The following is a 25,843-nucleotide window of genomic DNA, read 5'->3' as shown; positions in this document are numbered from 1 at the left end:
TAGCCGCCTTTATGGACGCTTGTTAAGCGGCCAGTTTCAAGAACGGAACGGGCGGTGTCGAGCGCAGAACGATTGGACTGCCGCGGTGGGCCTGAAACACTTCGCCGTCCAAAACGACACTGCTTTGTTCGCTGTCAATGCGAATGACATCGCCTTGTTGGAAATGCACACCGCGCATATTGGTTAGCCCTAATTTGCCGCGCAGAGAGGCCGCAATCATTTTCAGCATCGCCAATGGTTTTTGGTCCACCGCCAGAAATTTCATCAGCCCGCGTTGTTTAACATTACCAGCCTGACCGCCTAACAAAAGTTTTTCCAAGGTCGTGACAATTAGGACGGAGAAGATGCCGTGCAATTCACCATTGCGGATGAACGATATGCTGACCGGCTTGGATCGTTTGGGCAGGAAGCTGGCCTTTACACTGACGATTGCTGAAAACATGACAGCAATTACGGTCAAAAAATGGCTCAGCCCATTGGGTAGGCCCAAGGGATAAATCTTGTGCCGGCAATATAAAATCGTTTCGGCAAGTCCCGCACCGCCTAGGAACATGCCGAGCACCGGACGCGCACCTTCGCTGCCATCGCTAAGGGCAATGAGTTCGCGCACCACAATATGTTTTGACAGGTCGCCTTTGGCGACTTCAATAATCCGCGAGAGCGCTTCCAGCGGGTCGCCTTCTGCGCCCAAGTCCAAGGCGATGAGGTTCGTTTTTCCGTTAGGTAATACCGCCACTGGCGGCGGAGTGCCGTCAAAGTGGCCACCATGATAAAGCTCCGTCAGGGCGGATTGAACCGTGCCATCGCCGCCGTTGATGACCAGCACCTTGGGCTTGACGCGGGCAATCATCTCCAACGCCTTGGCAATCTGGCCGATCTCCTCGACCTCATAATGGAATATATCCGGATTTTTGGCGCAATAGGTGCGAACTGCCGGCAAGATAGATCGGTTGCCAGTTGAATTCGGGTTAGAAAGGAGCGCCACTAAAGCCAAATAAGTACCCTCACATATATTTCAGATTGACGGTAATGCGCGTAATGCCCGGCCCAGCTTGGAAAGCCACCTTGTGAACAGGTGGTCTGCCCAAATTCAGAATGCTGATGCTTGGGTTATTGGAAAAGCCGCCACCGTCTTGGCTGATATCCGTCTTGCCATTGCCATTGCGGTCATGCCGGACAGCAATGCCATATTTGCCTTCGGAGGGAACCGGTATGCAAATATTCATGCTGCCTTCATTGGCGGGGCTTTCAATCCGATGAAGCCAGCGGCCCTTTGCTAACCATGCACCGGGTATTGCGGGATAGGACTGGACGCGGATTTTTCCGCTCGATTCCTTAACGCCGCGCACCTGCACGAGTACAGCCGGTCCATTGCCCGAAGTGCATCGTGACATATCATTATCTAGCTCTTGGTTGGCCGCAACAGTACCGGAAACCAGAACCAGACCAACCATAGTCACAAGAGCGACACATTTCTTCATTGCAATACTCCTGGAACTTTATGTCCGTTATCCGCCTTTTTTCGGATAGCATCGATATTGCCCCTGAACCTGTAACCGTCTATCGGGTGAGTTTGCGGCCAAATTAGGGTGACAGGGCGACCATAAGTTGAAATTTCTAACTGCCACTGACCGCTATATCTTCCGGCTTGTAATGTTGCCGCTGCTTGCGACCCTCGCAATTGCCGCGTCATTGTTGCTTCTGGAAAAGATGCTGAACCTGTTTGACTTTGTTGCCGCAGAAGGCGGGCCAGTCAGCGTCGTTTGGCGCATGCTTGCCAACCTCTTGCCCGAATATCTTTCCTTGGGTATTCCCATCGGCCTGCTGCTTGGCATCTTGCTGGCCTTCCGCCGATTGGCAACGTCGTCAGAACTCGACATTTTTCGTGCAGTAGGCATGAGCTATTTCCGCTTGTTGCGCGTTCCGTTCATGCTCGCAATCGCGCTTGCCGCCATCAATTTCGCTATCGTCGGCTTTATTCAACCAAGTTCGCGCTATTTGTACGAAGAACTGCGCTTTGAACTACGTTCGGGTGCCTTTGGCGCGAAAGTGCGGGTGGGAGAATTTAACAATGTCGGTAAAAACCTGACCGTCCGTATCGATGAGAGCCGCAATAACGGCAATGCGCTGTCGGGCCTATTTGTTTTCGCGCAAAGCAACAGCGGGCAGACCATTGCGGTGACGGCGGAGCAAGGCCAGTTTCTGCGGACCGATGACCCTGATACGATCTTACTGCGGCTCCAAAAAGGAACGCTCGTGCATTATGCGCCCAGCTATAAATCGCCGCGGGTGCTAAGCTTTACCAGCCATGACATCCCCATTCCGTTGCCAAAGATCGAGAATTTCCGAACGCGCGGTGGCAAGGATCGCGAATATCTGATCACTGAGCTGGTTCAAATTGGCGGCGATGCGCAGAAACCATTGGTGGAACGCGACCGGGCTTGGGCAAATTTTCACTTCCGCTTGGTGGAAGTCGCCATGATGCTTTTGCTGCCGTTACTTGCACTGGCATTGGCGGTCCCGCCAAAGCGGTCGACGTCGGCGCTTGGGGTGTTCTTATCGATTGTGATGGTGGTGACTTATCACAAGATCAACGAATATGCCGAAGGCGTGGGCGGCATGGGCATAGTTGATCCCTTCATTGCCTTGTGGCTGCCATTTCTGCTGTTTGCAGCACTTATCCTGTGGATGTACCATATCATCGCCCATGTGCCGGGCGGGCAACCGATTGGTGCGCTAGAGGTTTTTGCGACAAAAAGCGGCAAATGGGTCAAAAGCATATTCCGGTTCGGTCGAAAATCGCGGCTGGCGACCATTGGAATGCCCGCACCATCGGCGGAGACATAAGCCATGCATTTTTTTCCGTCGCGTAACATCACAATATACATGGCAAAGCTGTTCATTGTTCGTAGCTTTGCGGTACTGATGATGCTTGTTTTGATATTGATGACACTGGATTTGTTGGGTGAAAGCGGCAAAATCCTGTCGGTTCCCGGAAATGACCAGGGCGACGTTCTGCATTATGTTTCGATGCGTGCGCCGCAGATTATTGCACGATTTTTGCCTTTTTCCGTGTTGCTCGGCACCCTCATCACTTTTGCGGGGCTCAGCCAGAACAGCGAAGTCGTGGCGATGAAAGCCGCTGGATTATCCGCGCATCAGATTTTGGCACCGATGTTCGTCGCCAGCCTTGGCGTTGCCGTGATATCCTTTGCCTTTAACGATGCCGTTGTTGCCCCCAGCACTGCGCAGTTAAAAGTGTGGCAGAAAGCGGATTATGGCGCGGTGGCACCTGATAGCGACGCCCGAAACAATATATGGGTGCGTGAGGGCGGTGACCTTATCAACGCGGGCAACGTCTTGGGTTCTGGTGATGACACCGTGCTGGAGGACGTCCGCATATATCTGCGTGCCAATGGCGGATTGCGACAAGTCATCACCGCTACCCGTGCGCGCTACATCGGTGATGCTTGGCAACTTGAAGAAACAAAATCATTTAATGTGGCGACAACAACCGGGACGACGACAGATCGTCTCATCATCGGTAAAGGTATCACGCCCGACAGGTTCAACGTGATGAAAGTCGACGGCGACAGCCTGGCCTTCTTGCCGCTCATGCGCGCAATCGACGATCTCAAGGCCGCTGGACGCCGCACGGATAATCTTGAAGGCATATTATGGCACAAGCTCTCCGGTCCCTTGTCCACATTGTTGATGCCATTGCTCGCCGCCGTGGCGGCCTTTGGCCTTGCCCGATCCGGGGCGCTCTTTTTGCGGGCGGTCATCGGCATGGCCTTGGGCTTTGCCTATTTCGTCGCCGACAATTTCGCTTTGGCGATGGGTAATCTTGGCGCCTATCCGCCATGGATTGCGGCATGGGGGCCGTTTCTGTTGTTCTTCTTGATAGGCGAGACGGTTTTGGTCCGCACAGAAGAATGACGGGCATAGGGCGCACAAGGTTTCAAGGACAGCATATGGCAGATATCAACATTCGTCCCGTTTCGACAAAGGCTGACAAGCAAGCCTTTGTCGATCTGCCTTTCCGCTTATATGCGGACGACCCAAACTGGGTGCCGCCATTGAAAAGTGACGTCATGGCGACAATCACGCCGGGCAAAAACCCTTGGTTCGAACATGGTGAAGCGCAGTTGTTTTTGGCCGAGTGGAAGGGACAGATTGTGGGCCGTATTTCGGCGCATTTGGATTTTCTCGCTTTGGCGCAGCCGCCGGAACAGGGCATGGGGCCGGGTGTCGGCAATTGGGGATTTTTCGAGGCGGAAGACGCCGAAGTGGCAAAAATCCTCATCGAAACCGCAGAAAGCTGGTTGCGTGACAAAAAAATGGTCCGTGCGCTGGGGCCATTGAGCCTTTCGATCTGGGAGGAACCGGGATTGTTGGTGCAAGGCCATGATCACCCGCCGACGATACTGATGGGTCATCACAACCCTGCTTATGGCGATTGGATAGAGGCGGCGGGCTATGCAGGTGTTAAAGACCTGTATACCTATCACATACCCATTGACGTGCCATTTCCGCCGCTCGTGCAGCGTATTGTCGCGACAGGTGAGCGCAATGAACGGATTGTCATTCGAAAGGTTAATAAGGCCAATTTTGATGCCGAAGCGGCCATCATATTGTCGATACTGAACGATGCATGGAGTGGTAATTGGGGCTTTGTGCCCATAACGGATGCAGAAGTAGCGCATACCGGCAAGCAGCTTAAGCCCATTGTATTTAACGATTTGATCCGCATTGCCGAGGTTGATGGAGAGCCCGTGGCATTCATGATGACATGGCCCGATATCAATGAGAAAATCGGCACTTTCGGGGGATCATTATTCCCGTTCAACTGGGCAAAATTGCTGTGGTGGCTCCGTGCCCCGAAGGTCCGCAGCATGCGCGTGCCGTTGATGGGCGTGGTCAAGAAATTTCAAGCAACACGTTTGGCCAGCCAGTTGGCGTTTATGATGGTCACCTATATTCGCGATGCTTCGACTACCAAATTTGGTGCCTCGCGCGGCGAATTTGGTTGGGTTCTGGACGACAATGGCCCGATGCGTTCGGTAGGCGAGGCCATGAATGGCGAGATCAACAAAGTATATCGCATTTATGAAAAGCCGCTGTGATGGCGCGCTCGGAAAAATTGTCCTGCATTGGTGCTAATGGATAAGGATTCAGCATGATTTGGGCCGATTGGAGCAAGACATGTGTGTAGTGTCGATTGCATGGCATGTGCATCCGCGTTGGCAATTGATCGTCGCTGGTAACCGCGACGAATTTCACAGCCGGGCGGCAACGCCTTTGGAGCCATGGCCGGACAATCCGTCGATTATGGCGGGTCGCGATATCCTATCGCAAGGCACATGGATGGGGGTGAGCCACACAGGGCGTTTCGGCGTGGTGACCAATATCCGAACGCCAGACGGCCCGGATCGGCATAAGGCGTCACGCGGCGCTTTGGTCACCGACTGGCTGACGCACGGCACATTTCCCGACATATTGGACAATTTTAACCCGTTCAGCCTGATGGTCGGTGATCAACACGGCCTGCAATATGTCGCCAACCGTCCGACGGAGGTTCGCGCCTCGCTGGCGCATGGCGTGCACGGCCTTTCCAATGCGGTGCAGGACGAACACTGGCCGCGCAAAGAGAGATTGAACCGCGCGCTAACGGGCTGGCTGGACGGCAGGGCAGAAGACCTCATGGCGTTGTTTATTATTCTTGCGGATGCCGATGCCACCCCTGACAGCGCGCACCCGATATTCATCCGCGATGGCGTCTATGGGACACGCTGCAGCACCATATTGGCGGTCGGACATGATGGTGCCGGACGCATTATGGAGCGCCGTTTTGATAGCGCTGGCAATAGCCTTGGGGAAAGCGCCGAGGCCTTTGTTTGGGTAGGCTGAAACGCTTGGGGGTAACGCCTTCGTTCTGCTCCTGTCGACCGCGTGGCTTTAACGTCTGATCACATCGCCCACCGTGACAACGAGCATGACGATCGCAAAAGTTGTGAGCATGCCCGTGAAAAGGGCGACGGCGGGAATTTGAATGACGTCCATGTTGGTTTCCTTCGGTTGAGAAGGTCCTTATGGTGCCGGAAATGCCTTCATGCTTTGATCTGGGTCAAATATCCGACAACTGCGTGCATCGGCAAAACCCCGTATATATGTGGGAAAAGCGCACCGCCGCGGGATGGTTCCCATTTGATTGCATCTTTCAGCGCGGTTAAATCCACCTCGGCAAGCACAAGTTCCTCTTGTCCTGCAAAATGCTTGTCCAACGTGCCCTGAACCTGATCTTGCGTCGACAAATGGATGTAACCATCCGCCAAATCGACAGGTGCACCTTGAAAGACGCCGTCCGCCTCAAATTGCGCCCATTGTGCTGCGGTCAGGATCTTGAAGGCGGTGGCGGGTTGTGGCGTCTGTTCCATGCGGCATTCATGTCCAAATCGGAGGAGTAGGGCAAGCAGCTTTGCCAACATGGCCGGCTTATGCTCCAAATCTGACCGAATGATGCGCGATTGGCCGCAAATGATGGCCTAAAATGTAAAATATGATATTATCGGATGGTAGGGTCCGAACGTCTGCGGTCTGTGCGAAGCATTTCGTACCTATCCGGCGCGCAGACCCTGCTGACATGCGCAAAGGTCCAGTGCACATATGACTCGCTTTCTCTCGCTTCGGCTGATGCTGTCGGCTGCCCTTTTGTGTGGCGCTTGGACAGCCATGCCCGGCGGCGTTGCTGCCTTTGCCGCCAGCGCCACCGATACCGAAACCGCCAATTTTGGCATTTGCAAAAGCGGTGGCGGCACGAACTGCGTCGTGGATGGGGATACGATATGGTATCGCGGTAGCAAAATCCGCATCGCCGATATCGACACCCCCGAAACCCATCAACCGCGGTGCGCGGCGGAGGCGGCGCGCGGTGCCGCGGCAACACGGCGGCTACACCAACTCGTCAATGCTGGCCCCTTCAGCTTGCAAAGCATCAACCGCGATGAAGATCGTTATGGCCGCAAATTGCGCATATTGACGCGCGGTGGCCAAAGCTTGGGCGAACTGTTGGTCGAAGAAGGCCTTGCGCGTTATTATGAAGGCGGCCGACGCAGCTGGTGCTAACCAGCCCTATCGCCGCCCCAGACGCGAGATTACAGCCACAAAGAATGCCGTCGACCATCCGAGCAGCAGCAAGCCGTAAATCCCCTCAATCGCGGCGACAAGCCGCCATTCGGGCGCAATATAGCGGTCGTCAAAGCCAATGCCGGCATAGCTGATCGTCGAGAAATAGACCGCGGTTTCGAGATCCTCCACCGCGCCAAGGCCTTCGTACAAAAACGCATATAGCCAAATTTCAATGCCGTGGAGCACGAACAACGCCAATACCAAAGCCAGCGTAAAGCCCATAGTGCGCAGCGAAAGCCCCGGCACATGATGCGCGCGCTCGGCCTGCACCTCGCCGCGTAACATCCGCCCAAGAATGGCAAGCCCGCCACCATGGATAACTACCGTGAGCAGGACCATGATAGTCGAAACGGCAAGCTGAAGGATCATGCGGAGAGATGTCGCACGAAACGCGCAAACGGGGAAGGGGGGATCTTGGGGGAGAGCTACAGCACCGACGCTAAGAACCAACCACCTACGAATGTTGCAGCAATGGCGTGCAGTATCGCGATTTTGTTGAGGTAGCTGGAAAAAGGCTGCTTGCGTGTCTTGTGCCGGAATAGAGCGCGGCCAGCATAGGCACCGATGCTCCCCCCAAAAAACGCCCAAGTCAGCAACGCCCCTTCGGACACGCGGCTGGACCCCGCCCCAGCGCGCAGCTTATCGACGCCGAACAGCAGGAAGGTGATCAGGTTGACCAGCGCAAACAGGCCAAGGGCGTTGGGGAGGGTAGGGAGGGGCATGCGTGATATGTCGTTTGGTTAAGGTGCGGTGATAGCCTGAATAAGGCGCACGCGCCACAGCGTCGCCACTTAGCGCATTGCGGTAATTTCCTTTAAATCGTCATGCTGAACTTGGTTCAGGGTGACGGTGTTGGGAGAAGCTCAATCCCCGGTCGCAACAGCCCCCGCATCCGGACAGAATGCGTACTAAAAAACTGCCGCACCTCTTTGCAGAAGCGCGGCAGCGGGAATGTCTAACGCGATGGCGTTAAAATCAGATCAAGGAGAAGGCTTACTCTGCCGCAACCCCAGCCGCTTCAAACATGTCCAGGCCGTCATTTTCGGCGACGATGACTTCGGTCACGTCTTTCTTCTTACGGTTGTCGAAGCTGTTCCATACTTGGCCCCAATCGCCGCGTGTCGACGCCTTGCTGTACTCGGTGGCGCGGGTTTCGAAGAAGTTGGCGTGCTCGACACCGTTCAACAATGGCGCAAGCCATGGCAGCGGGTGATCTTCGACCATGTAGATTGGCTGGAAGCCAAGTTGACCCAAGCGCCAATCGGCGATGTAGCGGATATAGCGTTTGATTTCCTTGGCGGTCATGCCGGGGACGGGGCCCATTTCGAACGCGAGGTCGATGAAATTATCTTCCAGACGGACGACCTTCTGGCAACAATCGATAATGTCTTCCTTCACCGACTTGGTGAGGCAGCCACGCTCCGCGCAGAAGGCGTGGAACAGCTTGGTAATGCCTTCGCAATGTAAGGATTCGTCGCGGACGGACCACGAAACGATCTGCCCCATGCCCTTCATCTTGTTGAAGCGCGGGAAGTTCATCAACATCGCGAAGGAGGCAAACAATTGCAGCCCTTCGGTAAAGCCGCCGAACATCGCGAGCGTGCGGGCAATGTCTTCGTCGCTGTCGACGCCGAATTGGTGGATATAATCGACCTTGGCCGCCATTTCTTCATATTCAAGGAACGCTGAATATTCGCTCTCGGGCATGCCGATGGTGTCGAGCAAGTGGCTGTACGCAGCGACATGGACGGTTTCCATGTTGGAAAAGGCGGTCAGCATCATCTTGACTTCGGTCGGTTTGAACACGCGGCCATAATGTTCATGGTAGCAATTCTGCACCTCGATATCAGCTTGCGTGAAGAAACGGAAAATCTGCGTCAAAAGGTTGCGTTCATGGTCCGACAATTTCTGCGCCCAATCGCGGCAATCTTCGCCCAAGGGCACTTCTTCAGGCAGCCAATGGATCTGCTGCTGGCGTTTCCAGAAGTCATAGGCCCATGGATATTCAAAGGGCTTGTAGCTGTTGCGTGCTTCTAACAATGACATGACTGTTTCCTTGGACCTTAATTTAAAATTTTATTGAGATGCCGGCGTGCCTTATTGGCAGGCCAAACATTCGTCATAATCGGTGGTCGTCGCAAGCTCGATAACCGGCGCTTCTGCAGTGTTATCCGCCTCAACCCCGCCTGCAAAGCCGGCGCGTTGGATGGATTTCGAACGCAGATAATAAAGCGACTTCACGCCCAATTCCCATGCGCGGAAGTGGAGCATGAGAAGATCCCATTTTTCCACGTCGGCAGGGATATAGAGATTCAGCGACGTGGCTTGGTCGATATACGGCGTGCGGTCGGCGGCCAGCTCAATCAACCAACGCTGGTCGATTTCGAAGCTGGTTTTAAACGTGTCCTTTTCCTCTGCCGTTAGGAAATCGAGATGCTGGACCGAACCGCCCTTTTCCAAAATGCTGTTCCAGACATTGGTCGAATCCTTCGCCTTTTCCTGAAGCAGTTTTTCCAGATAAGGGTTCTTGACAATGAAGCTGCCCGACAAGGTTTTGTGCGTGTAGATATTGGCCGGAATTGGCTCAATACACGCGCTGGTGCCACCGCAGATGATCGAAATCGATGCGGTTGGGGCAATTGCCATCTTGCAGGAGAAGCGCTCCATAACGCCCATTTCCTCGGCATCGGGGCACGCGCCACGTTCGTTGGCGAGCATCATCGATGCCTCATCCACTTGCGCGCGGACATGTTTGAAGAACTTCATGTTCCATGACTTGGCCAGCGCGCTTTCAAAGCCGACGCCGCGGGACTGCAGGAAGCTGTGATAGCCCATGACGCCAAGGCCGATGGAGCGTTCACGGCTCGCCGAATATTTCGCCCGCGACATTTCAGGTGGCGCACGATCAATGAAGTCCTGCAGCACATTGTCGAGCATGCGCATCACGTCTTCGATGAAGACCTTGTCGCCGTTCCATTCGTCCCATTTTTCCAGGTTCAAGGACGACAGACAGCATACGGCCGTGCGGTCATTGCCCAAATGGTCACGGCCCGTTGGCAAGGTGATTTCCGAACAGAGGTTCGATGTGGAAACCTTCAGACCCAGATCGCGGTGATGCTTTGGCATCGCATTGTTCACGGTGTCGCTGAAGATGATATAAGGCTCCCCTGTTGCAAGGCGGGTTTCCACCAGCTTCTGGAACAAAGACCGCGCATCGACCGTGCTACGCACTTCGCCTGTTTTGGGGCTGCGCAGGTTGAATTCTTCGCCAGCGCGTACGGCTTCCATAAATTCGTCGGACAGCAATACACCATGGTGTAGGTTCAGCGCTTTACGGTTGAAGTCGCCCGATGGTTTGCGGATTTCGAGGAACTCTTCAATTTCAGGGTGGCTAACGTCCAGATAGCAGGCCGCAGAGCCACGACGCAGTGACCCTTGCGAAATCGCAAGCGTCAGGCTGTCCATAACGCGGACAAACGGAATGATGCCGCTGGTCTTACCGTTGAGGCCAACAGGTTCGCCAATGCCGCGGACATTGCCCCAATAAGTACCAATGCCGCCACCGCGTGACGCGAGCCAGACATTTTCGTTCCACGTGTTGACGATGCCTTCCAGGCTGTCATCGACGGAGTTCAAATAGCAGCTGATGGGCAAGCCACGGCCCGTGCCGCCATTGGACAAGACAGGGGTTGCTGGCATGAACCACAGGCGCGAGATATAGTCATAAAGACGCTGCGCATGCGCCTCATCATCGGAATAAGCCGACGCAACACGGGCAAACAGGTCCTGATAACTTTCATCCGGCAGCAAATAACGGTCCTGCAACGTGTCCTTGCCGAATTCGGTCAACAAGGCATCGCGTGCGGAATCGGTGACGACATTGAAACGACGCACGTCAACGGACTTGCTCGACGCGGGTGTCTTAGCATCAACGATCTCCGCATGCGTCGCTTCAGCTATCTTTTCAAGCATATCTGTCATCATTCCTGCGGTCATGTCGTCCGCCCCTTGGCCTGTATCCCTGAAATCCATTTTAACCTGTAGCTCCATTCATTGCGGCGACCCGAAACTGGTCATCGGCTTTCCGACATCCAGCGACCAGCTGTATCTTGACGGGAACCGATGTTCCCATATTGTTCGACTCAGGGCGCGAAACTCCCTCTTAGCATTTTTTGACCTTGTCAGGGGGAGTATTTTGACTTGTCCCCAGCTTATCGACGGGAAAAAAGGCCCCCGCCGACACAAATGTCTACTGAAGCTTCAAGCACAAATTGTGGTAATGCCCCCTGTGGCCAACCGCTACCTATAGTGCCTCATTCATTTTTTGACGCAAGAGGGTAAATACAAAATCTTGATCTCAATTCGTCGCTAATGTGATTCCATTCGTCGCACCTTGGCGCGTCGTGTCAGCGAGCGACGCGCGGACTTGCTAGGCGAAATTCAGAGCGCAAGATGTAAAATGGAGTAATGCGTATTTTTTATGTGCCAAAATGAATGTATCGGTTGGGAGCTCAAATTCGGCGTTCTGACCGTCTGTGCAAACTAAGATTTGCAGTGTCAGATTCGGTGTGCAAATCATGAATCGCCAAGGGGCAGTTGGGGCATCCCATCAGCCGAAGATGCATCAGCGTTTTATTAGGCGATATCTATAGGTCCTAGTGTGCATTTCCACGTTTTAGTTTTTGTCGTTCCGGCGAAGGTAGGGCTGACAGGGTTGATGTGACGATTGCAGGACCTACCAAACTCTCTCATCAAGCGCGGTCGAGACACAGCGCTCACCTTTCGGCCCCATACCAAATGACGCTTGAATAGGCGCTCCAGCGCGTTAAGGGGCATGACATACTTAAAGCGTAGGGGCCGATATGACTGTAATCATCCGCAATGCCGACTTGATCGAAAGCGTGGCCGACGCGTTGCAATATATCAGCTATTTCCACCCGATGGATTATATCCGTGCCTTGGGCGACGCGTATGAGGCGGAGCAATCGCCTGCTGCCAAGGACGCCATCGCGCAGATCCTAACGAACAGCCGTATGTGCGCAGAGGGGCATCGCCCGATTTGCCAGGATACAGGTATCGTCAATGTCTTCGTCAAATGGGGCATGGACTGCCGTTTGGAAGACACGTCCGCATCTTTGCAGGACGTGATCGACGAAGGCGTCCGCCGCGCCTATTTGCATCCGGACAACAAGCTACGCGCGTCCGTGCTCGCGGACCCAGCCTTCACGCGGCGCAATACCAAGGACAATACGCCGTGCGTGCTGCATGTCGACCTCGTCCCTGGTGCCAAAGTGTCCGTCGACGTTGCCGCTAAGGGCGGCGGCAGCGAGAATAAGTCTAAATTCAAGATGATGAATCCGTCGGACAATATCGTCGATTGGGTCGTGGAGATGCTACCCCAAATGGGCGCTGGTTGGTGCCCGCCCGGCATGTTGGGTATCGGTATTGGCGGTACGGCGGAACATTGCGTGCTGCTCGCCAAACAAGCGTTGATGGAGCCCATCGACATGGGACCATTGAAGGCGCGCGGACCACAGAATGACATTGAAGCCATGCGCATCGAGATTTTTGACAAGGTAAATGCCCTTGGCATTGGCGCGCAGGGGCTCGGCGGCCTCTCCACTATCTTGGATGTGAAAATCATGGACGCGCCATGCCATGCGGCAGGTAAGCCCGTGGCCATGATTCCCAATTGCGCGGCCACACGCCACGCCCATTTCACATTGGATGGTGCTGGCCCGGCCTTTCTTGAGGCGCCAAAGTTGGACGAATGGCCCAAGGTCGATTGGAAACCCGATGCCACGGCCATTCGCGTAGATCTCGATACGCTGACGCCGGACGTTGTGGCTGGTTGGAAGCAAGGGGACCGTCTTTTGCTCAATGGCAAGATGCTGACTGGCCGCGACGCCGCCCATAAGCGCATTGCCGATATGCTGGCCAAGGGAGAAGAACTGCCCGTCAGCTTCAAGGGCCGCATGATTTATTATGTTGGCCCCGTCGATCCAGTTGGTGAAGAGATTGTCGGACCCGCAGGGCCGACCACCGCCACGCGGATGGACAAGTTCATGGACATGATGCTGGAGCAAGGTCTGCTCGCGTGCGTCGGCAAGGCTGAACGCGGGCCGGCGGCCACGCAAGCCATCGCCAAGCATAAGAGCGCCTATCTTATGGCCGTTGGCGGCGCTGCCTATCTCGTCGCCCGCGCCATCAAGGGCAGCACAGTCGTCGGCTTTGCAGATTTAGGTATGGAAGCCATTTACGAGTTTGAAGTGCAGGACTTTCCCGTAACCGTTGCGGTCGATAGCAACGGCAACAATGTTCACCAATTAGCGCCCGCTTATTGGCAAAAGCGCATTAAGGATGAAGGTTTGTTGCAGGGGGTCTAGGCCATGACCCTACGGCCCCGCAATTACTGACCGCGCATTTGGGCATCAATTTGTGCCTGAATTTCGGGCGGTAGGCCCTCTGTCGCGCCGCCAGCCTGGCCGCCAGCGCTGCCCTGCTGTTGCTGCATTTCCTGCATCTGCCTTTGCATTGCCTCGATTTCGGCGCGCGACTTGAACTCGAGCAGCTCGACATCGAATGTCAATTCGCTACCGCCGGGAATGACGACTTCGCCTGTTTGCGGGTTGCGCTGATCCTCTGTGCCATAACCAAGCTCAGCTGGAATCCATAAGCGGTATTTGCCGCCACGCTGCATGATCTTCAGGCCTTCGGAAAAACCCGGAACGACGCCCGTTACAGGAAAGCCAGCTTGCGGGTTTTGGTCAAAAACGGTGCCGTCTTTCAACATGCCCTTATAGCTTACAAGGACCACGTCATTGTCGGCAGGATTGGGGCCTTCGCCCGCTTCCATAATCTTGTAGCGCAGGCCGGATGGGGTCGTCACAACATCACCAAATTCCTGCCGAACGTCGCTGGTGCCCCAATAAGCAAGACCACCACCTGCAGCGAGGACCAATGCAATTGCCGCCCAATATTTGGTGAGCGAACCTTTTTTAAGTGGCTGAATGGGAACGGCAGTGACGGACATAAAAAATTCCTATGAGCTGTGGTGCGCGTTGACTAGCAGAAAGCGGCGCGGATTCTAGACACAAAAAAAGCGCCAGTTGAAGGCGCTTTCTTTGTTTCAGAGTGCAGACGGTTATTTCGCGCCGTCACGCTCTTGTTGCTTACGCTCCATCTTGCGCGCGCGACGGACAGCAGCAGCCTTTTCACGCGCACGCTTTTCCGATGGCTTTTCAAAATGACGACGAAGCTTCATTTCGCGATATACACCCTCACGCTGTAGCTTCTTCTTCAGCGCGCGTAGGGCCTGATCAACATTATTGTCGCGAACCATGATTTGCATAAAAACTCAACTCCGCATCGAATCGGCAAAATGGCTTAAAACGGCCATTTTGAAAGGCTAAAAACGAAAAACGCCGCGTTCACAGGCGGCGTGTTGATGTAGCCCCTACCCATGTCGCCTCCAAATATCAAGCGGAAATGGCGCTTTTTGTGGGCTTGGTTGGTGTTTGAAGCAGTAGCTTGCTGGAAAACTATCTGCCTTTGTCCAATCGCCTAACACTTGCCCTAACGCCTTGTTCGTTTCATAATGAAACGCATCTGGCGATCAGGAGAGAGCACATGGCCACCCAATTAAAGTCGAGTAGCAAGTATAGCGAGGCGGAATTGACCGCACGGCAAGAGCTTGCGGCCTGCTACCGGATATTTTCGATGTTTGGCTGGGATGAGCTTGTGTTCAATCACATTACGGTCAAGGTGCCGGATGAGGACGGGGCGTTTTTGATTAACCCTTATGGTATGCATTTCGGTGAAATTACCGCGTCCAGCCTTATCAAAATCGATATAGATGGCAACAAGATCGACGTCGATAACCCGTGGCATGTGAACAAAGCAGGCTTTGTCCAGCACAGCCTGTTCCATCGCACATTGCCCGACGCACATGCGATTATCCACACGCACACCACGGCAACCGTAGCGGTGTGCAGCCTTGAGGGCGGATTGCAACCTGTGAACTTCTACGCGTGCAACTTCATGGGACAATTGGCCTATCATGACTTTGAAGGCGTCACCGTGCGCGAGGAAGAGGGGGTTCGGCTGGTCGAACATCTCGGCGACAAGCGGATTTTGATGCTGCGCAACCATGGCCCTGTTGTGATGGGCAAGACGCTTCCCGATGCCTTTATCAAATATTGGGCGCTCCAGCGCGCGTGCGAGCATCAGATGGCGACGCTGCAAATGGGTAAGCCGATCATGGTGTCGCCAGAGGTGATCGCCGTGCATCAGCGCGATTTGTACATGGCATCGCCCCCTGGCGGATCAGGCCGTGTTGAATTTGACGCGATGGTGCGGAAGGTTGACCAAATCGATAAAAGCTGGCGGGATTAATTATTACCCAACACGAACGGATTAAGTTTAGGGGTATTCCCCTCCCGCTTGCGGGAGGGTTTAGCGGAGGGTAAACTCATAAGATGACACCGCGACACACCCTCCTCCAGCCCCTCCCGCAAGCGGGAGGGACGTTATGACCAAATTCACCGTCAACGACCGCCCTGTCCAATATAAAATGGACCCGCAAACGCCTTTATTGTGGGCGTTACGCGACGCGTCGAACTTGACGGGTACCAAATATGGCTGCGGCATTGGCGACTGCGGTGCATGCATGGTCGAAATTGATGGTGAGGCTATCCGCTCCTGCCTTGTGACCATAGCCGAGGCGGAGGGGCGTTTTGTCACGACTATTGAGGGCCTGAGCCGTGACCGGAGCCATCCGTTGCAACAGGCGTTTGTCGCCAACAATGTTCCGCAATGTGGTTTTTGCATTTCCGGCGTCATCATGGTGGCGTCTGTGTTGCTCAAGAAAAGCAGCGATCCCACCGATGCTGAAATTGACGCCGCGATCACCAACCTGTGCCGCTGCGGCCTTTATCCAAGGTTGCGGGGTGCTATCAAACGTGCGGGCCGTGTAATGCGTGGCGAAGAGCGCATCGCCGCAGCGCCGCCGCCGGGCATTAATCCCGAGGATGCGGCGCGGGCAGTGCCGGCTTTGACGGTGACAAAATAAGGGCTTAGCCCTCCAGTTCGATGTCCCAGTACAACCAGTCGTGCCATGTTTCATGTAGATGGTTCGGTGGAAACGCGCGGCCCCGATCTTGCAATTGCCAGCTTGTCGGCCGGATTGCGGCCATGTTGAGTTGCATATGCGCTTGCTTCGGTGTGCGACCACCTTTTTTAAGGTTGCAGTGCAGGCAAGCGGTGGTGACATTTTCCCAACTGGTAATGCCGCCCAAGCGACGTGGGACAATATGGTCAAAGGTTAAATTGTCGCCCGACCCGCAATATTGGCATTCAAACTTGTCGCGCAGGAAGAGGTTGAATCGCGTGAATGCGGGATATTCCGATGGCTTCACATATTGGCGCAGCGCAATCACCGACGGAATTTTCATGTCCAGACTTGGACTATGCACATGCCGGTCATAGTTGGACACAATGTCGACCTTGTCGAGGAAAACCGCCTTAATAGCTGTCTGCCAAGGCCAAAGACTCAGTGGATAATAACTTAATGGAGTGTAATCCGCGTTCAGCACAAGCGCAGGGCAATTTTCTGGGTGCCTTGCTCGGCCCGCCGCCTCGAAAGTTCCGGTATGCAACATCAGTCGAACCTACTCCCCTTTTGTCATACATGCTTTAAGCCTATTAGCGTTACAGCATTCTGACAGTCGCCAAACTATTTACACATATTGTGACGTCAATAGGGTAAAGCTACCGAATGTGGTATAATTGGGGATAATTTTTTGACGGCATTCGACTTCATCTATTCCTTTCTGGGCCAGATAGTGGGGCCGAAGGGCCTGGCGGTCACCAGATTTGCCCCGAGTCCCAACGGGCAGTTGCATTTGGGGCACGCCTTTTCGGCGCTATGTGCCCAAGAATTTGCCCGCGCCTTTGGGGGTCAGTTTCGCCTTCGGATCGAGGATATTGACGGGACGCGCAGTCGGCCCGAGCATGTCCAAGCGATCCTTGCTGACATGCAGTGGCTGGGGCTGGCGCATGACGGTGATGTGCAGTTCCAATCGCAACATATCGCCCGGTATGTGGTCGCGCGTGACCGGCTGAATGCCGAAGGCCTGTTATATCGCTGCGGTTGCACCAGAGGTGACATCGCCGAAGCTCTAAAGCATAAACCTGTGCCCCATGGCCCTGACGGGCCACATTATCCAGGCACCTGTCGGGAACAGCCCTTTTTAGAAGATGGCCCATATAGCTGGCGCCTTGACATAAGAAAGGCCTTAGACTTGGCAGGCCCGCTTATGTGGACGGATTTGGCGGCGGGGCAGCAGTTTGCAGACCCAATGGCCTTTGGCGATGTCATATTATGGCGCAAAGATGCGCCGGCATCTTATCATCTCGCGGCGACCGTTGACGATGCCGCCGATGGCATTACCCATGTAGTGCGTGGCAAGGACCTGTTCGCTTACACTGCCGTGCATCGGCTGCTGCAGACGCTGCTCGACTTACCGGAGCCAGTCTATTGGCATCACCCGCTCTTACTGGACAGCACAGACGAAAAGCTGGCCAAGAGCAAATCCTCAGCGGCTTTGTCCGCCCGCCGTTTGGCAGGCGAAAGCGGAAACAAACTTATGGATAATTTGCGTCACCGAATGCTTCCGCTTGGAATTTCCTTATCCGATGCCTAAATAGGGCAACGGGGTATTAGCCCTGAACAAGGATTTCTCCCGATGACTATATTGTTGGTTCTACTCATCATTGGTGCCGCTGGTGCCGTCGCCTTCGCGTTGATCCGCGGATTGCATGCTTTTGCCAATTTGCGTCCGGCCGATGTGGATGAAGCCGGTTTACCCAAATCGCTGGCGGTGCAGAATAAGATGATGTTTGCACGCGTGAAGTGGCAGGCGATCACGATCGTGTTGCTTGCTGTTTTGGTATTGGTTGCCGGATCGCAATAAGCAAAGCGCGCATGGTTAAACTCAACAAAATTTATACGCGGACCGGCGACGATGGCACAACGGGCTTAGTCGACGGCTCACGTGTGTCGAAAACGGCTTCACGGTTGCACGCGATTGGTGAAATTGATGAAACCAATTGCGCGCTGGGCGTTGCGATCCAGTCATTGGCCGCAGATGAGGGCGATACGCCCTTGGTGAATGAACTGCGCCGGATCCAAAACGACCTGTTTGATTTAGGTGCGGATATTGCGACGCCGGGTGAGAGTTTTGAACCTTCTCCTATGGAGTTACGGATAATTTCGTCTCAGGTTGAATGGCTAGAGGCGGCGATAGATAATGCCAATGCCCAACTTCCGCCGCTGACCAGTTTCATCCTGCCGGGCGGGAGCTTGCCAGCCGCACAGATGCACATGGCGCGGGTAACTTCGCGTCGCGCCGAGCGCGCACTTGTAGCCGCATCGCTTGATGTCGCGATCAACCCTTACGCGCTGCATTATCTGAACCGTCTGTCGGACTATCTCTTCACCCTGTGCCGTTTAATCAACGCAACGCGTGGCGGTGATATCTTGTGGGTGCCAGGCGCATCGCGCTAAGCGGCCCACCGCTGTTGCGGGAATGACAAAAAGAGCGGGTTGATTGGCGCTGTATGTATTTGCGGCATTGGCTATCGCTTGCGCCCGCATGGCCCAAGCGATTCAATGACAAATTTATAGTCGGCCTGCGCGCGGGCGGTATCTGCATTTGACGCGCCTTCAACGCGGTCGGCAGGCAGAGAGCGTGGAAGGCCACATGCCAGGCGATACCATAATAAGGTAAAGCGCTGCGGTGCCATTGCCGACGCGTCAATGACTTCGGCTGTTGAGACAGCCCATATTTTTTGCTGGCCCGGGCGGCTCAATATGGTGAGCGATAGCGGCCGATCGCTGTCCGTTTTCAAGAAGACCTGCGTTTCGCCTTCGCCCAAAACTGTCCCCACGCTGTGAAAGGCGCTGCTCACACTAGAAATGCGCGGGGCTGCATTAGCTTGGACGGCCTCTTTGGTGATGGCGCGGACCAGCGCATCATTGGTTGTGCTATATAAGGCCAATGCATTTGGCCGTGCCAGCTGCACCTCGCCGGGTCGACCGGTCACCTGCCGGCCAAATAGATACATGCGCTGTTTTTTTAGTTTGGGAATTTTCCCTTTCGCGTTTTTGGGTACATCGAGCAGGAAGCGCACGCGCGGCGTGACGCCTCCTTCGCCGCGAATCAACGCCATGACGTCGGCCTCAACCAGCACGCGTTCTAGCGACGCTGGGACACCCGCCGATTGTTCAGCAGACAATTTTCGGACATTTCGAACGGTCACATCGACAATAAGAGGCGAAATTACCACCAAATCGGCAACATCTGAATAGCTCGCCCTATCGGCCTCGATTACAAAGGAAGGCGGAAGGTCAAACGGTGCCTGTGCTGATGTTACCGTGCTGAGGCCTAGTAAAATCAAGCATAAACCCGTTTTTGCATGAATGAATCGCATTCATTATCCCTTTCTTTGCCCGTCTGCGGACGTTGTTTAAGCCTCTATCATATAGTTGGATATTGCCTACCTATCTATGAATTGCGTCTTAATCGCAGAATCCGGATTGCTTGGCCCGTAAGGGTTGGCTAATGCATCGATGAATCGAGCAATAAAAAAGTCATAAGAATTCGATATCGCGGGGGTACATCAGGAGCATGTTCAAGCATGCTACTAAAATGTACTGTTTTGTTTTGAAGGTAGGAGAGTTTTTTCCGCATGGCATATGCTGATCAAGATGGGATGAGCACAAACCGTTTGGTTTCTGTCATCATTGTTATCCTACTTCACGCTTTCCTCGGTTATGCCTTGGTTACGGGTCTTGCGTATGACGCGGTCGCGACCCTCAAGGAAAAGATGACCGTCGTAGACGTGAAGGAAGAGGAGCCACCCGAAGAAGAAGAGCCGCCACCCGAGCCCGAAAAGCAGATCGAGCCTCCGGTTGTTTCGCCTCCACCACTGGTGCAGACCGTGACGCCGCCACCAACGATTCGTACCGTTGCTACGCCGCCACCTTCTGCTCCGATTGTTCCTACTGCCGCTCCGCCGGCACCACCCCCGCCTGCACCGGCGGGGCCAACTGCCGATGCGAAACCTCGTGGGAACCCTGGAAACTGGGCCAACACCAACGATTATCCGTCGCGCGCTTTGCAGCAGGAGCGTGAAGGTACCACCGGTTTCCGCGTTACGATTGGGGTAGATGGTCGCGTGGTTGACTGCGTGGTTACGCAGTCCAGCGGTCACGACGATTTGGATGCAGCAACCTGCTCCAACGTGAAGCGTCGCGCGCGCTTCGAGCCTGCCGTTCGTAACGGTGAAAAGGTTCAAGGTTCCTACTCGAACCGCGTACGGTGGCAAATACCGAAATAATTTCACGACCCGGCAAAGGGGGAGCCATCGCGCCGGGTCTTTTTTGCTAGATAGTTCTATTTTTTGAGAGGTAGTTAAAATGTCGATTTTGTTTCTGACTGCGGCGGGTGCCGCAAATCCAGATGTGGCCGCACAATTCGGTCTTATCCCTGCACTGAACGAAGGTGGTCCAATTTCATGGTCTATCTTCATCGTCATGGTCATCATGTCGGTTTTCTCATTTTACATCATGTTCACAAAGCTGTTCGAACAGCAGAAGGTTCTGAACCAGTATAAAGAAGTCCGTGCGCAATTCTGGCGCGCTGCAACGCTTGAAGAAGGCGCTGCAAAGCTCGACAAGAACAGCGCATATCGTCAAGTCGTCGACGACGGCATCGCCGCGCAAAAGCAGCATAGCCTTTTGACTGACCCAATCGAAGCACATGATTGGTTGCACGGCGCGATGGCCCGTTCGGAAGATTCGATCAACAACAAGCTTGCGAGCGGCCTGCCGTTCCTCGCAACGGTTGGTGCAACCGCTCCATTCGTTGGTCTGCTTGGTACGGTTATCGGCATCTACTCGGCACTGATCAAAATCGGTATCGCGGGTCAGGCCGACATCGGCAAGATTGCTGGCCCAGTTGGTGAAGCATTGATCATGACCGCAATTGGTCTGTTCGTTGCTGTTCCTGCGGTGCTTGCGTATAACTGGCTTCAGGCGCGCAACAAGACAATCGCGCGCAGCTTGACGACCTTCTCGAATGATGTGCTTGGATACATCTCCTCGGGTGGCCGTGTGAAGCCAGCCGCGACTGCAGCAGTAGCAGGCAAGCCAGCGCCAGCAGCGGTTAAGAAGTAAGATTGGGTGGGGGCTGCGTTTGCGCGCAGCCCATCCGCCAGCCTGTGCTGGCGCTCGATTTTTGACCCAATTTAGTTAGAGAGGATTGGCCAATGGCAATCAGTTCAGGAGGCGGCGGCAATGATACGCCAATGTCTGACATCAACACGACGCCGCTCGTCGACGTCATGCTGGTGCTCCTCATCGTGTTCCTTATCGCAATTCCGGTTGCAATCCAGACAGTGAAGATGGACATTCCGATCATCAAGTTTGAACCGACAAAAGCAAAGCGTGAAAATGTTTTGTTGTCGGTAACGACAACTGATGTCGGCGGACGTGATCCAGGTGATCCCGCGTATCAGGGTGCAAACCCCGGAGGCGAGTGCCGCATTTACTGGAACGTTACTCCGGTCGATTCGACAGAATTGGTCGATCGCGCTGCAAAGCATTTGAAGGCTGAGTTTGAAAAGCTGGGTGGCGAAGAAGCTGCTGCTGCCGGTCAAATCTTACCTGAAATGTTGCCTGAGGCGCACATCCGTGGTGATATTAACACGCCCTATCGTTGCATCGGTGGTGCAATTTACACCATGCAAATGGCTGGTTTCGCGCGCGTTGGCTTCATTTCGTCGCCATTCGAAAACGCGAATGTCCAGTAAGCAATTTAAGGAGTAATCATCATGGCAATGAGTGGCGGTAACGATGATGGCCAGCCGATGATGGAAATGAACACGACGCCGTTAATCGACGTCATGCTCGTTCTCCTCATCATGCTGATGATCACCATCCCCCCGGTTTCGCACGCCGTAAATATCGATCTTCCCGTTAATGACCCTAATGCGCCTCCACCCGAGGTTCCGATTGATCCTGTGATTAACAAGATCATCATTTTGCCGGATAGCACTATTCAATGGAATGGCACGCCAGTGACGTTGCAGCAAATGGAGCAGTATTTGGTGCGGACCCGGTCGATGACGCCAGAGCCGGAGCTTCAGTTCCAGCCAGCCCCAACGGCGCCTTATGACACCGTTGATAAGGCGTTGGTCTCTGTGAAGCGCAGCGGCATTACGAAGTTCGGATTTGTCGGCAACGAACAATATCGCGTCTTCGGTAAGGCAGCGCGTGAGGGGCGGTAGTTTAAAGACTTCGAATTAATCGACATGGAAAGGGCGGCGCAGAAGTGCGCCGCCCTTTTTTGTTGATGCGCTGCGGCCGCGGTCTGAAACGCCCAGCCGAAGCTTTTTGGTCATTTAGGGCAACGAAAGCCGAAGCCGTCGCTCTAGCGCCAAAGGGCCGCGTTTCTCGCGATAAATCGGGCGTCGCTCCAGCGCGGGCTAGAGCTTATCTCGCCTCTCGTTTTCAACCGAAAAATGTGATGGGTCCAAGCCTCCACTGGGACGTCGTTGTTTGGAAGCGCTTACGGCGTTGAAAGTACCTATGTCATGGCTCCCTGCTAAATTATTCCCCGCGCGATAGCCGCGTCATCAATATGGCGGCCCGCTTCGCTTGACGCTTGATACTGGCGAGGTCCACGGTTTCGCCGGGAGCGTGGTCGCCTTTGCTGTAAACGCCGAGGCCCACAAGACCATCCACGTCATTGGCTACGAAGCTGATATCGCCAGCGCCGCGCTTCAACGGGTCCAGCACGGGCTGCTTGGCAAGGCCAAGGTCGTGGTTCACGGCATTAAGGCGAGCGAGAAGTGCCTTGTTGCCCTCCGTCGGCGCCATCGCAGGATAGCTTCCCGGGTCAAAGTTGATCGTCGCTTTCGTTTTGGGGGCCGATGCAGAAACGATGGCAAGCATTTTCCCCCGAACACGTGCGCTTTGTTCTTCGGACAAAGTCCGGAAATCGCCGCGCGCAATGGCCAAGCCGGGGATGATATTCGTCTTGCCCTTCGCACTCACGCGGACGCCATCGGTATCAACGTTCACCTCTTGCCCGGCTGCGACCAAGCCGACGTTGAATGTTAAATTCGGCTCCGGTAGCTCCAAACGGAACCTATGCAGGATGCGGGCAAGTTCAAAAGCCGCGCCATCGCCATACGTGGTGTCGAATATCAGGGAGCTGTGTCCTGTGACGCCGGACACTTCCAATTTCCAACTGTTGGACGAGCGCCGCGATATAACGCCCATATCCTTGCCATTTTCAATCGAAAGCCCTTCAAAATCGAGCGCTACGTCTGCGGTTTTCCCCGCTGCGATCAACGGCGCACGTGTGATGTCAATCGGGTCGCCGGCATCCTCCTCATCCCCCGTCATATGGATTTCTATGCTTGCGTCCTTCAACGTGCCCGCCGCTTGCATTGCGCGCAAAGCAGACACGATGACGACCATGCCGCCCTTGTCATCGCCTGCACCCGGGCCAATCGCTTGTTCGCCATTGCGGACAAAGGTCTGGAACGGGCTATCTGCTTCAAATACCGTGTCGAGATGGGCAATGAGCAACAGTTTCTTCGAGCCCTTCTTACCTGCCTTGGTCGCGACGAGATGCCCCGAACGACCCGCCTTTGCCATATCGATCCATTCGACCTTGAAGCCCAGTGGCTCCAGTTCGGCCCGCATCATGTCGCCGACGGTCTTTACGCCGGGAAAGTTCATGGTGCCCGAATTCTGGTTCACCAGCTTTTCAAGCAGGGTGATGGATCGTTCATATTCCGCGTCGACGGTTGCGACCATTTTGGTTTCGGGTGCAGATAATTTGGCATGCGCCACGGGTGAAAGGGCGACGAGGGCAATGCTGCTGCGCAGCATGAAGGCACGGAATTTCATGATATTCTCCCGATTAAGTCCCGCATGATGTGCCGTGCTTTGCCGATTGAGGCAAGGGCGTTGAACAGGCCGATTTTACGCGGGTTTCTTGTCCGACAGAATATGTTCAAGAATGAAATGCGGGACAGTCAGCGTGGATATCAGAATGAAAGCCGTCCGGATAATGCCCATGTCAGCGGGAACATCGCCCTGATACAGGAACATCAATACACCCAGACCCAATGACAAAGCGAATACCGCGCAAATGATAGCAGCCTTCTTCAATGGCGACAGGTCCCCTGTCTCGCGTAACGCGTCGGCCATATGCCGCGGCGAATGGAGCCCGCAAAAGAATATCGCAAATGCCACAAGTGGCGGCAGGAACAAGGCGGCGACGATGCAGGCAAGCACCTCCAACGCGCTTTGTTTGTCATCATGGCGGAATGCCCAATAAGCAAAAACGAGAGTGCCCAAGGTCGCCGGGACCGAAGCTGCGCCAAGCAATGCAGCAATCACTGCACCATTATCGTTGCCGGTCAGCGCGGCGAATATCATGGCGACATTGTCAGGGCTGGCAAGCGCGGGCAATGCTACCAAAGCCCATCCGACCATCATGGCCAGAAACGGGTCAACGCCGCCGCGCCAATCTCGGCTGAAATGGACGATTGAAATGATGAGAAATGAGATGAGCGCAAGCTCCGGAAGTAATATCCATAAGAACACCATAGCTGCTGCGCAGAACAGATAACCGCCAATGATCCTGATTTTGCCAGTGATGCCTTTCTGCCCGAAATGGACCGCGGCGATTTCAACGTCCAATGTGCCGTGTGGAATACCTGCCAGCACGATAGCGACCGCCGCCATCATATTGGCCGCCGCGCTGTCCATAACGCCCAAGAAGCGGTCAGCGAGGATCAGCAGCAGTGTAGCCACCGGTAACGCAAACAGGCGCAGCATTTTTGGAAATGCTGCGCCTGTAGAATGCGAGTATAAAATTGTAGTCATATTGGAGTGTACGCCACCGAAGCGGCGTACGTCCAGTGCTTAACCTTAGACCTTATCGCCATATTCGGCTTGCGACTTGCGTACTGCGATCATGTAGATCAAGACGCCAACGCCGGCCTTTGCGATCAAGTCAGCGATTGTGTAGCCGACTTGCACGCCTACGGTTACGTCAGAACCGCTCAGATTGGTGTAAGGGATCATGTATACGATCGGGTAGAAACCCCATGATGCGAAGGTCAGCAAACGTGCCTTCTTCACCAATTCGCGTACATTTTCTGGCTGGCTGTTGATCGATGCACCAAGACCAGCAAACAGTTGCCACATGATGTAGACAAAAGGAATTGCCGACAATGTGCCCCACAATACGCGGGTTGGAATGTCGGTTGCGATTTCACCTGGATAGCCCAGGATGATCATCAGCGCTGCTGCGCCGCCGAGCTTGATCGACTTCGATACGGTTTCGTCTTGGCTCAAACGCATCACGAGGATGAACTCGATCAACAACAATGGCACGGTCAGCAACCAATCGACATAACGATAAGCATCGTTAAATGCATAACCGCTTGCGGCGACTACGCCGCCTTCAACGGTATATGCACCTTCCCAGCTTTCGAAAATACGGAAATAGTGATAAGCGGCAATGGCAGTAACCAAGCCGGAAATGGTAAGCGCAGTCTTGTAGGCTGG

29 protein-coding genes are annotated in these 25,843 nt (G+C 54.5%); 15 read left to right on the top strand and 14 right to left on the bottom strand.

Features of this window, described 5'->3' with window-relative positions; translation table 11 throughout:
• Positions 1 to 22: 22 nt before the first annotated feature.
• Both Q0O33_RS07670 and Q0O33_RS07665 read right to left on the bottom strand, forming a co-directional pair.
• A complete protein-coding gene (locus tag Q0O33_RS07670) occupies positions 23 to 994 on the bottom strand; it encodes a diacylglycerol kinase family protein (protein WP_295497910.1) in 972 nt (323 codons plus the stop codon).
• A 10-nt stretch (positions 995 to 1,004) separates the two neighbouring features.
• Positions 1,005 to 1,481 carry a DUF2141 domain-containing protein gene (locus Q0O33_RS07665; protein WP_295497908.1) on the bottom strand — a complete coding sequence of 159 codons (477 nt, stop codon included), beginning with the start codon at positions 1,479 to 1,481 and terminating at the stop codon, positions 1,005 to 1,007.
• A gap of 127 nt (positions 1,482 to 1,608) precedes the next feature.
• Between Q0O33_RS07665 and Q0O33_RS07660 the strand changes: the two genes are divergently transcribed.
• From Q0O33_RS07660 to Q0O33_RS07645, 4 genes are all read left to right on the top strand, one after another.
• Positions 1,609 to 2,847: an LptF/LptG family permease gene (locus tag Q0O33_RS07660; protein WP_295497906.1), complete on the top strand. Its 1,239-nt coding sequence runs from the start codon at positions 1,609 to 1,611 to the stop codon at positions 2,845 to 2,847.
• A 3-nt stretch (positions 2,848 to 2,850) separates the two neighbouring features.
• Positions 2,851 to 3,939: an LPS export ABC transporter permease LptG gene (lptG, locus tag Q0O33_RS07655; protein ID WP_295497904.1), complete on the top strand. Its 1,089-nt coding sequence runs from the start codon at positions 2,851 to 2,853 to the stop codon at positions 3,937 to 3,939.
• Positions 3,940 to 3,974: 35 nt separating this feature from the next.
• Complete coding sequence (locus Q0O33_RS07650) at positions 3,975 to 5,126, top strand: N-acetyltransferase (RefSeq protein WP_295497902.1); 1,152 nt, start codon at positions 3,975 to 3,977, stop codon at positions 5,124 to 5,126.
• Between the two features lie 79 nt (positions 5,127 to 5,205).
• Positions 5,206 to 5,910, top strand: coding sequence for an NRDE family protein (locus tag Q0O33_RS07645; RefSeq protein WP_295497900.1), 705 nt, complete (start codon positions 5,206 to 5,208; stop codon positions 5,908 to 5,910).
• Positions 5,911 to 6,110: 200 nt separating this feature from the next.
• On the opposite strand, the gene Q0O33_RS07640 is transcribed toward Q0O33_RS07645, so the two are convergent.
• Positions 6,111 to 6,437 carry a DUF952 domain-containing protein gene (locus tag Q0O33_RS07640; protein ID WP_295497899.1) on the bottom strand — a complete coding sequence of 109 codons (327 nt, stop codon included), beginning with the start codon at positions 6,435 to 6,437 and terminating at the stop codon, positions 6,111 to 6,113.
• A gap of 229 nt (positions 6,438 to 6,666) precedes the next feature.
• On the opposite strand from Q0O33_RS07640, the gene Q0O33_RS07635 reads away from it, so the two are divergent.
• Positions 6,667 to 7,125: a thermonuclease family protein gene (locus Q0O33_RS07635; protein WP_295497898.1), complete on the top strand. Its 459-nt coding sequence runs from the start codon at positions 6,667 to 6,669 to the stop codon at positions 7,123 to 7,125.
• A gap of 6 nt (positions 7,126 to 7,131) precedes the next feature.
• On the opposite strand, the gene Q0O33_RS07630 is transcribed toward Q0O33_RS07635, so the two are convergent.
• From Q0O33_RS07630 to Q0O33_RS07615, 4 genes are all read right to left on the bottom strand, one after another.
• Positions 7,132 to 7,557, bottom strand: a complete 426-nt coding sequence (locus Q0O33_RS07630; protein WP_295497897.1) for an ion channel — start codon at positions 7,555 to 7,557, stop codon at positions 7,132 to 7,134.
• Between the two features lie 56 nt (positions 7,558 to 7,613).
• Positions 7,614 to 7,910: a DUF1294 domain-containing protein gene (locus Q0O33_RS07625; protein WP_295497896.1), complete on the bottom strand. Its 297-nt coding sequence runs from the start codon at positions 7,908 to 7,910 to the stop codon at positions 7,614 to 7,616.
• 271 nt (positions 7,911 to 8,181) lie between these two features.
• Positions 8,182 to 9,234 carry a ribonucleotide-diphosphate reductase subunit beta gene (locus Q0O33_RS07620; protein ID WP_295497894.1) on the bottom strand — a complete coding sequence of 351 codons (1,053 nt, stop codon included), beginning with the start codon at positions 9,232 to 9,234 and terminating at the stop codon, positions 8,182 to 8,184.
• Positions 9,235 to 9,285: 51 nt separating this feature from the next.
• Positions 9,286 to 11,220: a ribonucleoside-diphosphate reductase subunit alpha gene (locus Q0O33_RS07615; RefSeq protein ID WP_295497892.1), complete on the bottom strand. Its 1,935-nt coding sequence runs from the start codon at positions 11,218 to 11,220 to the stop codon at positions 9,286 to 9,288.
• A gap of 830 nt (positions 11,221 to 12,050) precedes the next feature.
• Here Q0O33_RS07615 and Q0O33_RS07610 point away from each other — a divergent pair.
• The gene (locus tag Q0O33_RS07610; protein ID WP_295497890.1) at positions 12,051 to 13,574 is read left to right on the top strand and encodes a fumarate hydratase; all 1,524 of its coding nucleotides are present in this window, start codon (positions 12,051 to 12,053) and stop codon (positions 13,572 to 13,574) included.
• 23 nt (positions 13,575 to 13,597) lie between these two features.
• On the opposite strand, the gene Q0O33_RS07605 is transcribed toward Q0O33_RS07610, so the two are convergent.
• Entirely contained in the window at positions 13,598 to 14,221 is a 624-nt protein-coding gene (locus tag Q0O33_RS07605) for an FKBP-type peptidyl-prolyl cis-trans isomerase (protein ID WP_295497888.1), read from the bottom strand.
• A 111-nt stretch (positions 14,222 to 14,332) separates the two neighbouring features.
• A complete protein-coding gene (rpsU, locus tag Q0O33_RS07600; protein ID WP_125231027.1) occupies positions 14,333 to 14,539 on the bottom strand; it encodes a 30S ribosomal protein S21 in 207 nt (68 codons plus the stop codon).
• Between the two features lie 278 nt (positions 14,540 to 14,817).
• On the opposite strand from rpsU, the gene Q0O33_RS07595 reads away from it, so the two are divergent.
• Both Q0O33_RS07595 and Q0O33_RS07590 read left to right on the top strand, forming a co-directional pair.
• Entirely contained in the window at positions 14,818 to 15,582 is a 765-nt protein-coding gene (locus Q0O33_RS07595; protein WP_295497887.1) for a class II aldolase/adducin family protein, read from the top strand.
• 136 nt (positions 15,583 to 15,718) lie between these two features.
• Positions 15,719 to 16,258, top strand: coding sequence for a (2Fe-2S)-binding protein (locus Q0O33_RS07590; protein ID WP_295497885.1), 540 nt, complete (start codon positions 15,719 to 15,721; stop codon positions 16,256 to 16,258).
• A 4-nt stretch (positions 16,259 to 16,262) separates the two neighbouring features.
• On the opposite strand, the gene Q0O33_RS07585 is transcribed toward Q0O33_RS07590, so the two are convergent.
• Positions 16,263 to 16,847 (bottom strand): HNH endonuclease, encoded by a 585-nt coding sequence (locus Q0O33_RS07585; RefSeq protein ID WP_295497883.1) that lies wholly within the window; start codon positions 16,845 to 16,847, stop codon positions 16,263 to 16,265.
• A gap of 198 nt (positions 16,848 to 17,045) precedes the next feature.
• Here Q0O33_RS07585 and gluQRS point away from each other — a divergent pair, with 198 nt between their 5' ends.
• Genes gluQRS through Q0O33_RS07570 form a run of 3 tightly spaced genes read left to right on the top strand, consistent with a single transcriptional unit; the run spans position 17,046 to position 18,754 of the window.
• Complete coding sequence (gene gluQRS, locus Q0O33_RS07580; protein ID WP_295497945.1) at positions 17,046 to 17,891, top strand: tRNA glutamyl-Q(34) synthetase GluQRS; 846 nt, start codon at positions 17,046 to 17,048, stop codon at positions 17,889 to 17,891.
• A 42-nt stretch (positions 17,892 to 17,933) separates the two neighbouring features.
• The gene (locus Q0O33_RS07575) at positions 17,934 to 18,161 is read left to right on the top strand and encodes an HIG1 domain-containing protein (protein WP_295497881.1); all 228 of its coding nucleotides are present in this window, start codon (positions 17,934 to 17,936) and stop codon (positions 18,159 to 18,161) included.
• Positions 18,162 to 18,172: 11 nt separating this feature from the next.
• On the top strand, positions 18,173 to 18,754 hold the full coding sequence (locus Q0O33_RS07570) for a cob(I)yrinic acid a,c-diamide adenosyltransferase (protein WP_295497879.1): 582 nt from the start codon (positions 18,173 to 18,175) through the stop codon (positions 18,752 to 18,754).
• 71 nt (positions 18,755 to 18,825) lie between these two features.
• On the opposite strand, the gene Q0O33_RS07565 is transcribed toward Q0O33_RS07570, so the two are convergent.
• Positions 18,826 to 19,647, bottom strand: a complete 822-nt coding sequence (locus Q0O33_RS07565) for a hypothetical protein (RefSeq protein WP_295497877.1) — start codon at positions 19,645 to 19,647, stop codon at positions 18,826 to 18,828.
• A gap of 291 nt (positions 19,648 to 19,938) precedes the next feature.
• On the opposite strand from Q0O33_RS07565, the gene Q0O33_RS07560 reads away from it, so the two are divergent.
• From Q0O33_RS07560 to Q0O33_RS07545, 4 genes are all read left to right on the top strand, one after another.
• Positions 19,939 to 20,589, top strand: coding sequence for an energy transducer TonB (locus Q0O33_RS07560; RefSeq protein ID WP_295497876.1), 651 nt, complete (start codon positions 19,939 to 19,941; stop codon positions 20,587 to 20,589).
• A gap of 79 nt (positions 20,590 to 20,668) precedes the next feature.
• A complete protein-coding gene (locus Q0O33_RS07555; protein ID WP_295497874.1) occupies positions 20,669 to 21,427 on the top strand; it encodes a MotA/TolQ/ExbB proton channel family protein in 759 nt (252 codons plus the stop codon).
• Between the two features lie 92 nt (positions 21,428 to 21,519).
• A complete protein-coding gene (locus Q0O33_RS07550; RefSeq protein ID WP_295497872.1) occupies positions 21,520 to 22,062 on the top strand; it encodes a biopolymer transporter ExbD in 543 nt (180 codons plus the stop codon).
• Positions 22,063 to 22,083: 21 nt separating this feature from the next.
• Positions 22,084 to 22,539: a biopolymer transporter ExbD gene (locus Q0O33_RS07545; protein WP_295497870.1), complete on the top strand. Its 456-nt coding sequence runs from the start codon at positions 22,084 to 22,086 to the stop codon at positions 22,537 to 22,539.
• Positions 22,540 to 22,861: 322 nt separating this feature from the next.
• Here Q0O33_RS07545 and Q0O33_RS07540 read toward each other — a convergent pair whose 3' ends face one another.
• From Q0O33_RS07540 to Q0O33_RS07530, 3 genes are all read right to left on the bottom strand, one after another.
• On the bottom strand, positions 22,862 to 24,172 hold the full coding sequence (locus tag Q0O33_RS07540) for a M20/M25/M40 family metallo-hydrolase (protein WP_295497868.1): 1,311 nt from the start codon (positions 24,170 to 24,172) through the stop codon (positions 22,862 to 22,864).
• 75 nt (positions 24,173 to 24,247) lie between these two features.
• A complete protein-coding gene (locus Q0O33_RS07535; protein ID WP_295497867.1) occupies positions 24,248 to 25,156 on the bottom strand; it encodes a Brp/Blh family beta-carotene 15,15'-dioxygenase in 909 nt (302 codons plus the stop codon).
• Positions 25,157 to 25,201: 45 nt separating this feature from the next.
• Positions 25,202 to 25,843 (bottom strand): bacteriorhodopsin-like (locus Q0O33_RS07530; protein ID WP_295497865.1); only part of this gene is annotated, 642 nt, incomplete at its 5' end.

The organism is Sphingorhabdus sp. EL138, assembly GCF_945862485.1.
GTDB lineage: Bacteria > Pseudomonadota > Alphaproteobacteria > Sphingomonadales > Sphingomonadaceae > Sphingorhabdus_B.
Note: the sequence above shows the minus strand (reverse complement) of the source record. Positions and strands in the feature narration are given on the sequence as shown.

Bases quoted from the DNA above. Each gene is read 5' to 3' on its own strand.
- Q0O33_RS07665 (WP_295497908.1), bottom strand. From the start codon at position 1,481: ATGAAGAAATGTGTCGCTCTTGTGACTATGGTTGGTCTGGTTCTGGTT.
- lptG (WP_295497904.1), top strand. From the start codon at position 2,851: ATGCATTTTTTTCCGTCGCGTAACATCACAATATACATGGCAAAGCTG.
- Q0O33_RS07650 (WP_295497902.1), top strand. From the start codon at position 3,975: ATGGCAGATATCAACATTCGTCCCGTTTCGACAAAGGCTGACAAGCAA.
- Q0O33_RS07645 (WP_295497900.1), top strand. From the start codon at position 5,206: ATGTGTGTAGTGTCGATTGCATGGCATGTGCATCCGCGTTGGCAATTG.
- Q0O33_RS07640 (WP_295497899.1), bottom strand. From the start codon at position 6,437: ATGGAACAGACGCCACAACCCGCCACCGCCTTCAAGATCCTGACCGCA.
- Q0O33_RS07635 (WP_295497898.1), top strand. From the start codon at position 6,667: ATGACTCGCTTTCTCTCGCTTCGGCTGATGCTGTCGGCTGCCCTTTTG.
- Q0O33_RS07630 (WP_295497897.1), bottom strand. From the start codon at position 7,557: ATGATCCTTCAGCTTGCCGTTTCGACTATCATGGTCCTGCTCACGGTA.
- Q0O33_RS07625 (WP_295497896.1), bottom strand. From the start codon at position 7,910: ATGCCCCTCCCTACCCTCCCCAACGCCCTTGGCCTGTTTGCGCTGGTC.
- Q0O33_RS07620 (WP_295497894.1), bottom strand. From the start codon at position 9,234: ATGTCATTGTTAGAAGCACGCAACAGCTACAAGCCCTTTGAATATCCA.
- Q0O33_RS07615 (WP_295497892.1), bottom strand. From the start codon at position 11,220: ATGGATTTCAGGGATACAGGCCAAGGGGCGGACGACATGACCGCAGGA.
- Q0O33_RS07610 (WP_295497890.1), top strand. From the start codon at position 12,051: ATGACTGTAATCATCCGCAATGCCGACTTGATCGAAAGCGTGGCCGAC.
- Q0O33_RS07605 (WP_295497888.1), bottom strand. From the start codon at position 14,221: ATGTCCGTCACTGCCGTTCCCATTCAGCCACTTAAAAAAGGTTCGCTC.
- rpsU (WP_125231027.1), bottom strand. From the start codon at position 14,539: ATGCAAATCATGGTTCGCGACAATAATGTTGATCAGGCCCTACGCGCG.
- Q0O33_RS07595 (WP_295497887.1), top strand. From the start codon at position 14,818: ATGGCCACCCAATTAAAGTCGAGTAGCAAGTATAGCGAGGCGGAATTG.
- Q0O33_RS07590 (WP_295497885.1), top strand. From the start codon at position 15,719: ATGACCAAATTCACCGTCAACGACCGCCCTGTCCAATATAAAATGGAC.
- Q0O33_RS07585 (WP_295497883.1), bottom strand. From the start codon at position 16,847: ATGTTGCATACCGGAACTTTCGAGGCGGCGGGCCGAGCAAGGCACCCA.
- Q0O33_RS07575 (WP_295497881.1), top strand. From the start codon at position 17,934: ATGACTATATTGTTGGTTCTACTCATCATTGGTGCCGCTGGTGCCGTC.
- Q0O33_RS07570 (WP_295497879.1), top strand. From the start codon at position 18,173: ATGGTTAAACTCAACAAAATTTATACGCGGACCGGCGACGATGGCACA.
- Q0O33_RS07560 (WP_295497876.1), top strand. From the start codon at position 19,939: ATGGCATATGCTGATCAAGATGGGATGAGCACAAACCGTTTGGTTTCT.
- Q0O33_RS07555 (WP_295497874.1), top strand. From the start codon at position 20,669: ATGTCGATTTTGTTTCTGACTGCGGCGGGTGCCGCAAATCCAGATGTG.
- Q0O33_RS07550 (WP_295497872.1), top strand. From the start codon at position 21,520: ATGGCAATCAGTTCAGGAGGCGGCGGCAATGATACGCCAATGTCTGAC.
- Q0O33_RS07545 (WP_295497870.1), top strand. From the start codon at position 22,084: ATGGCAATGAGTGGCGGTAACGATGATGGCCAGCCGATGATGGAAATG.
- Q0O33_RS07540 (WP_295497868.1), bottom strand. From the start codon at position 24,172: ATGAAATTCCGTGCCTTCATGCTGCGCAGCAGCATTGCCCTCGTCGCC.
- Q0O33_RS07535 (WP_295497867.1), bottom strand. From the start codon at position 25,156: ATGACTACAATTTTATACTCGCATTCTACAGGCGCAGCATTTCCAAAA.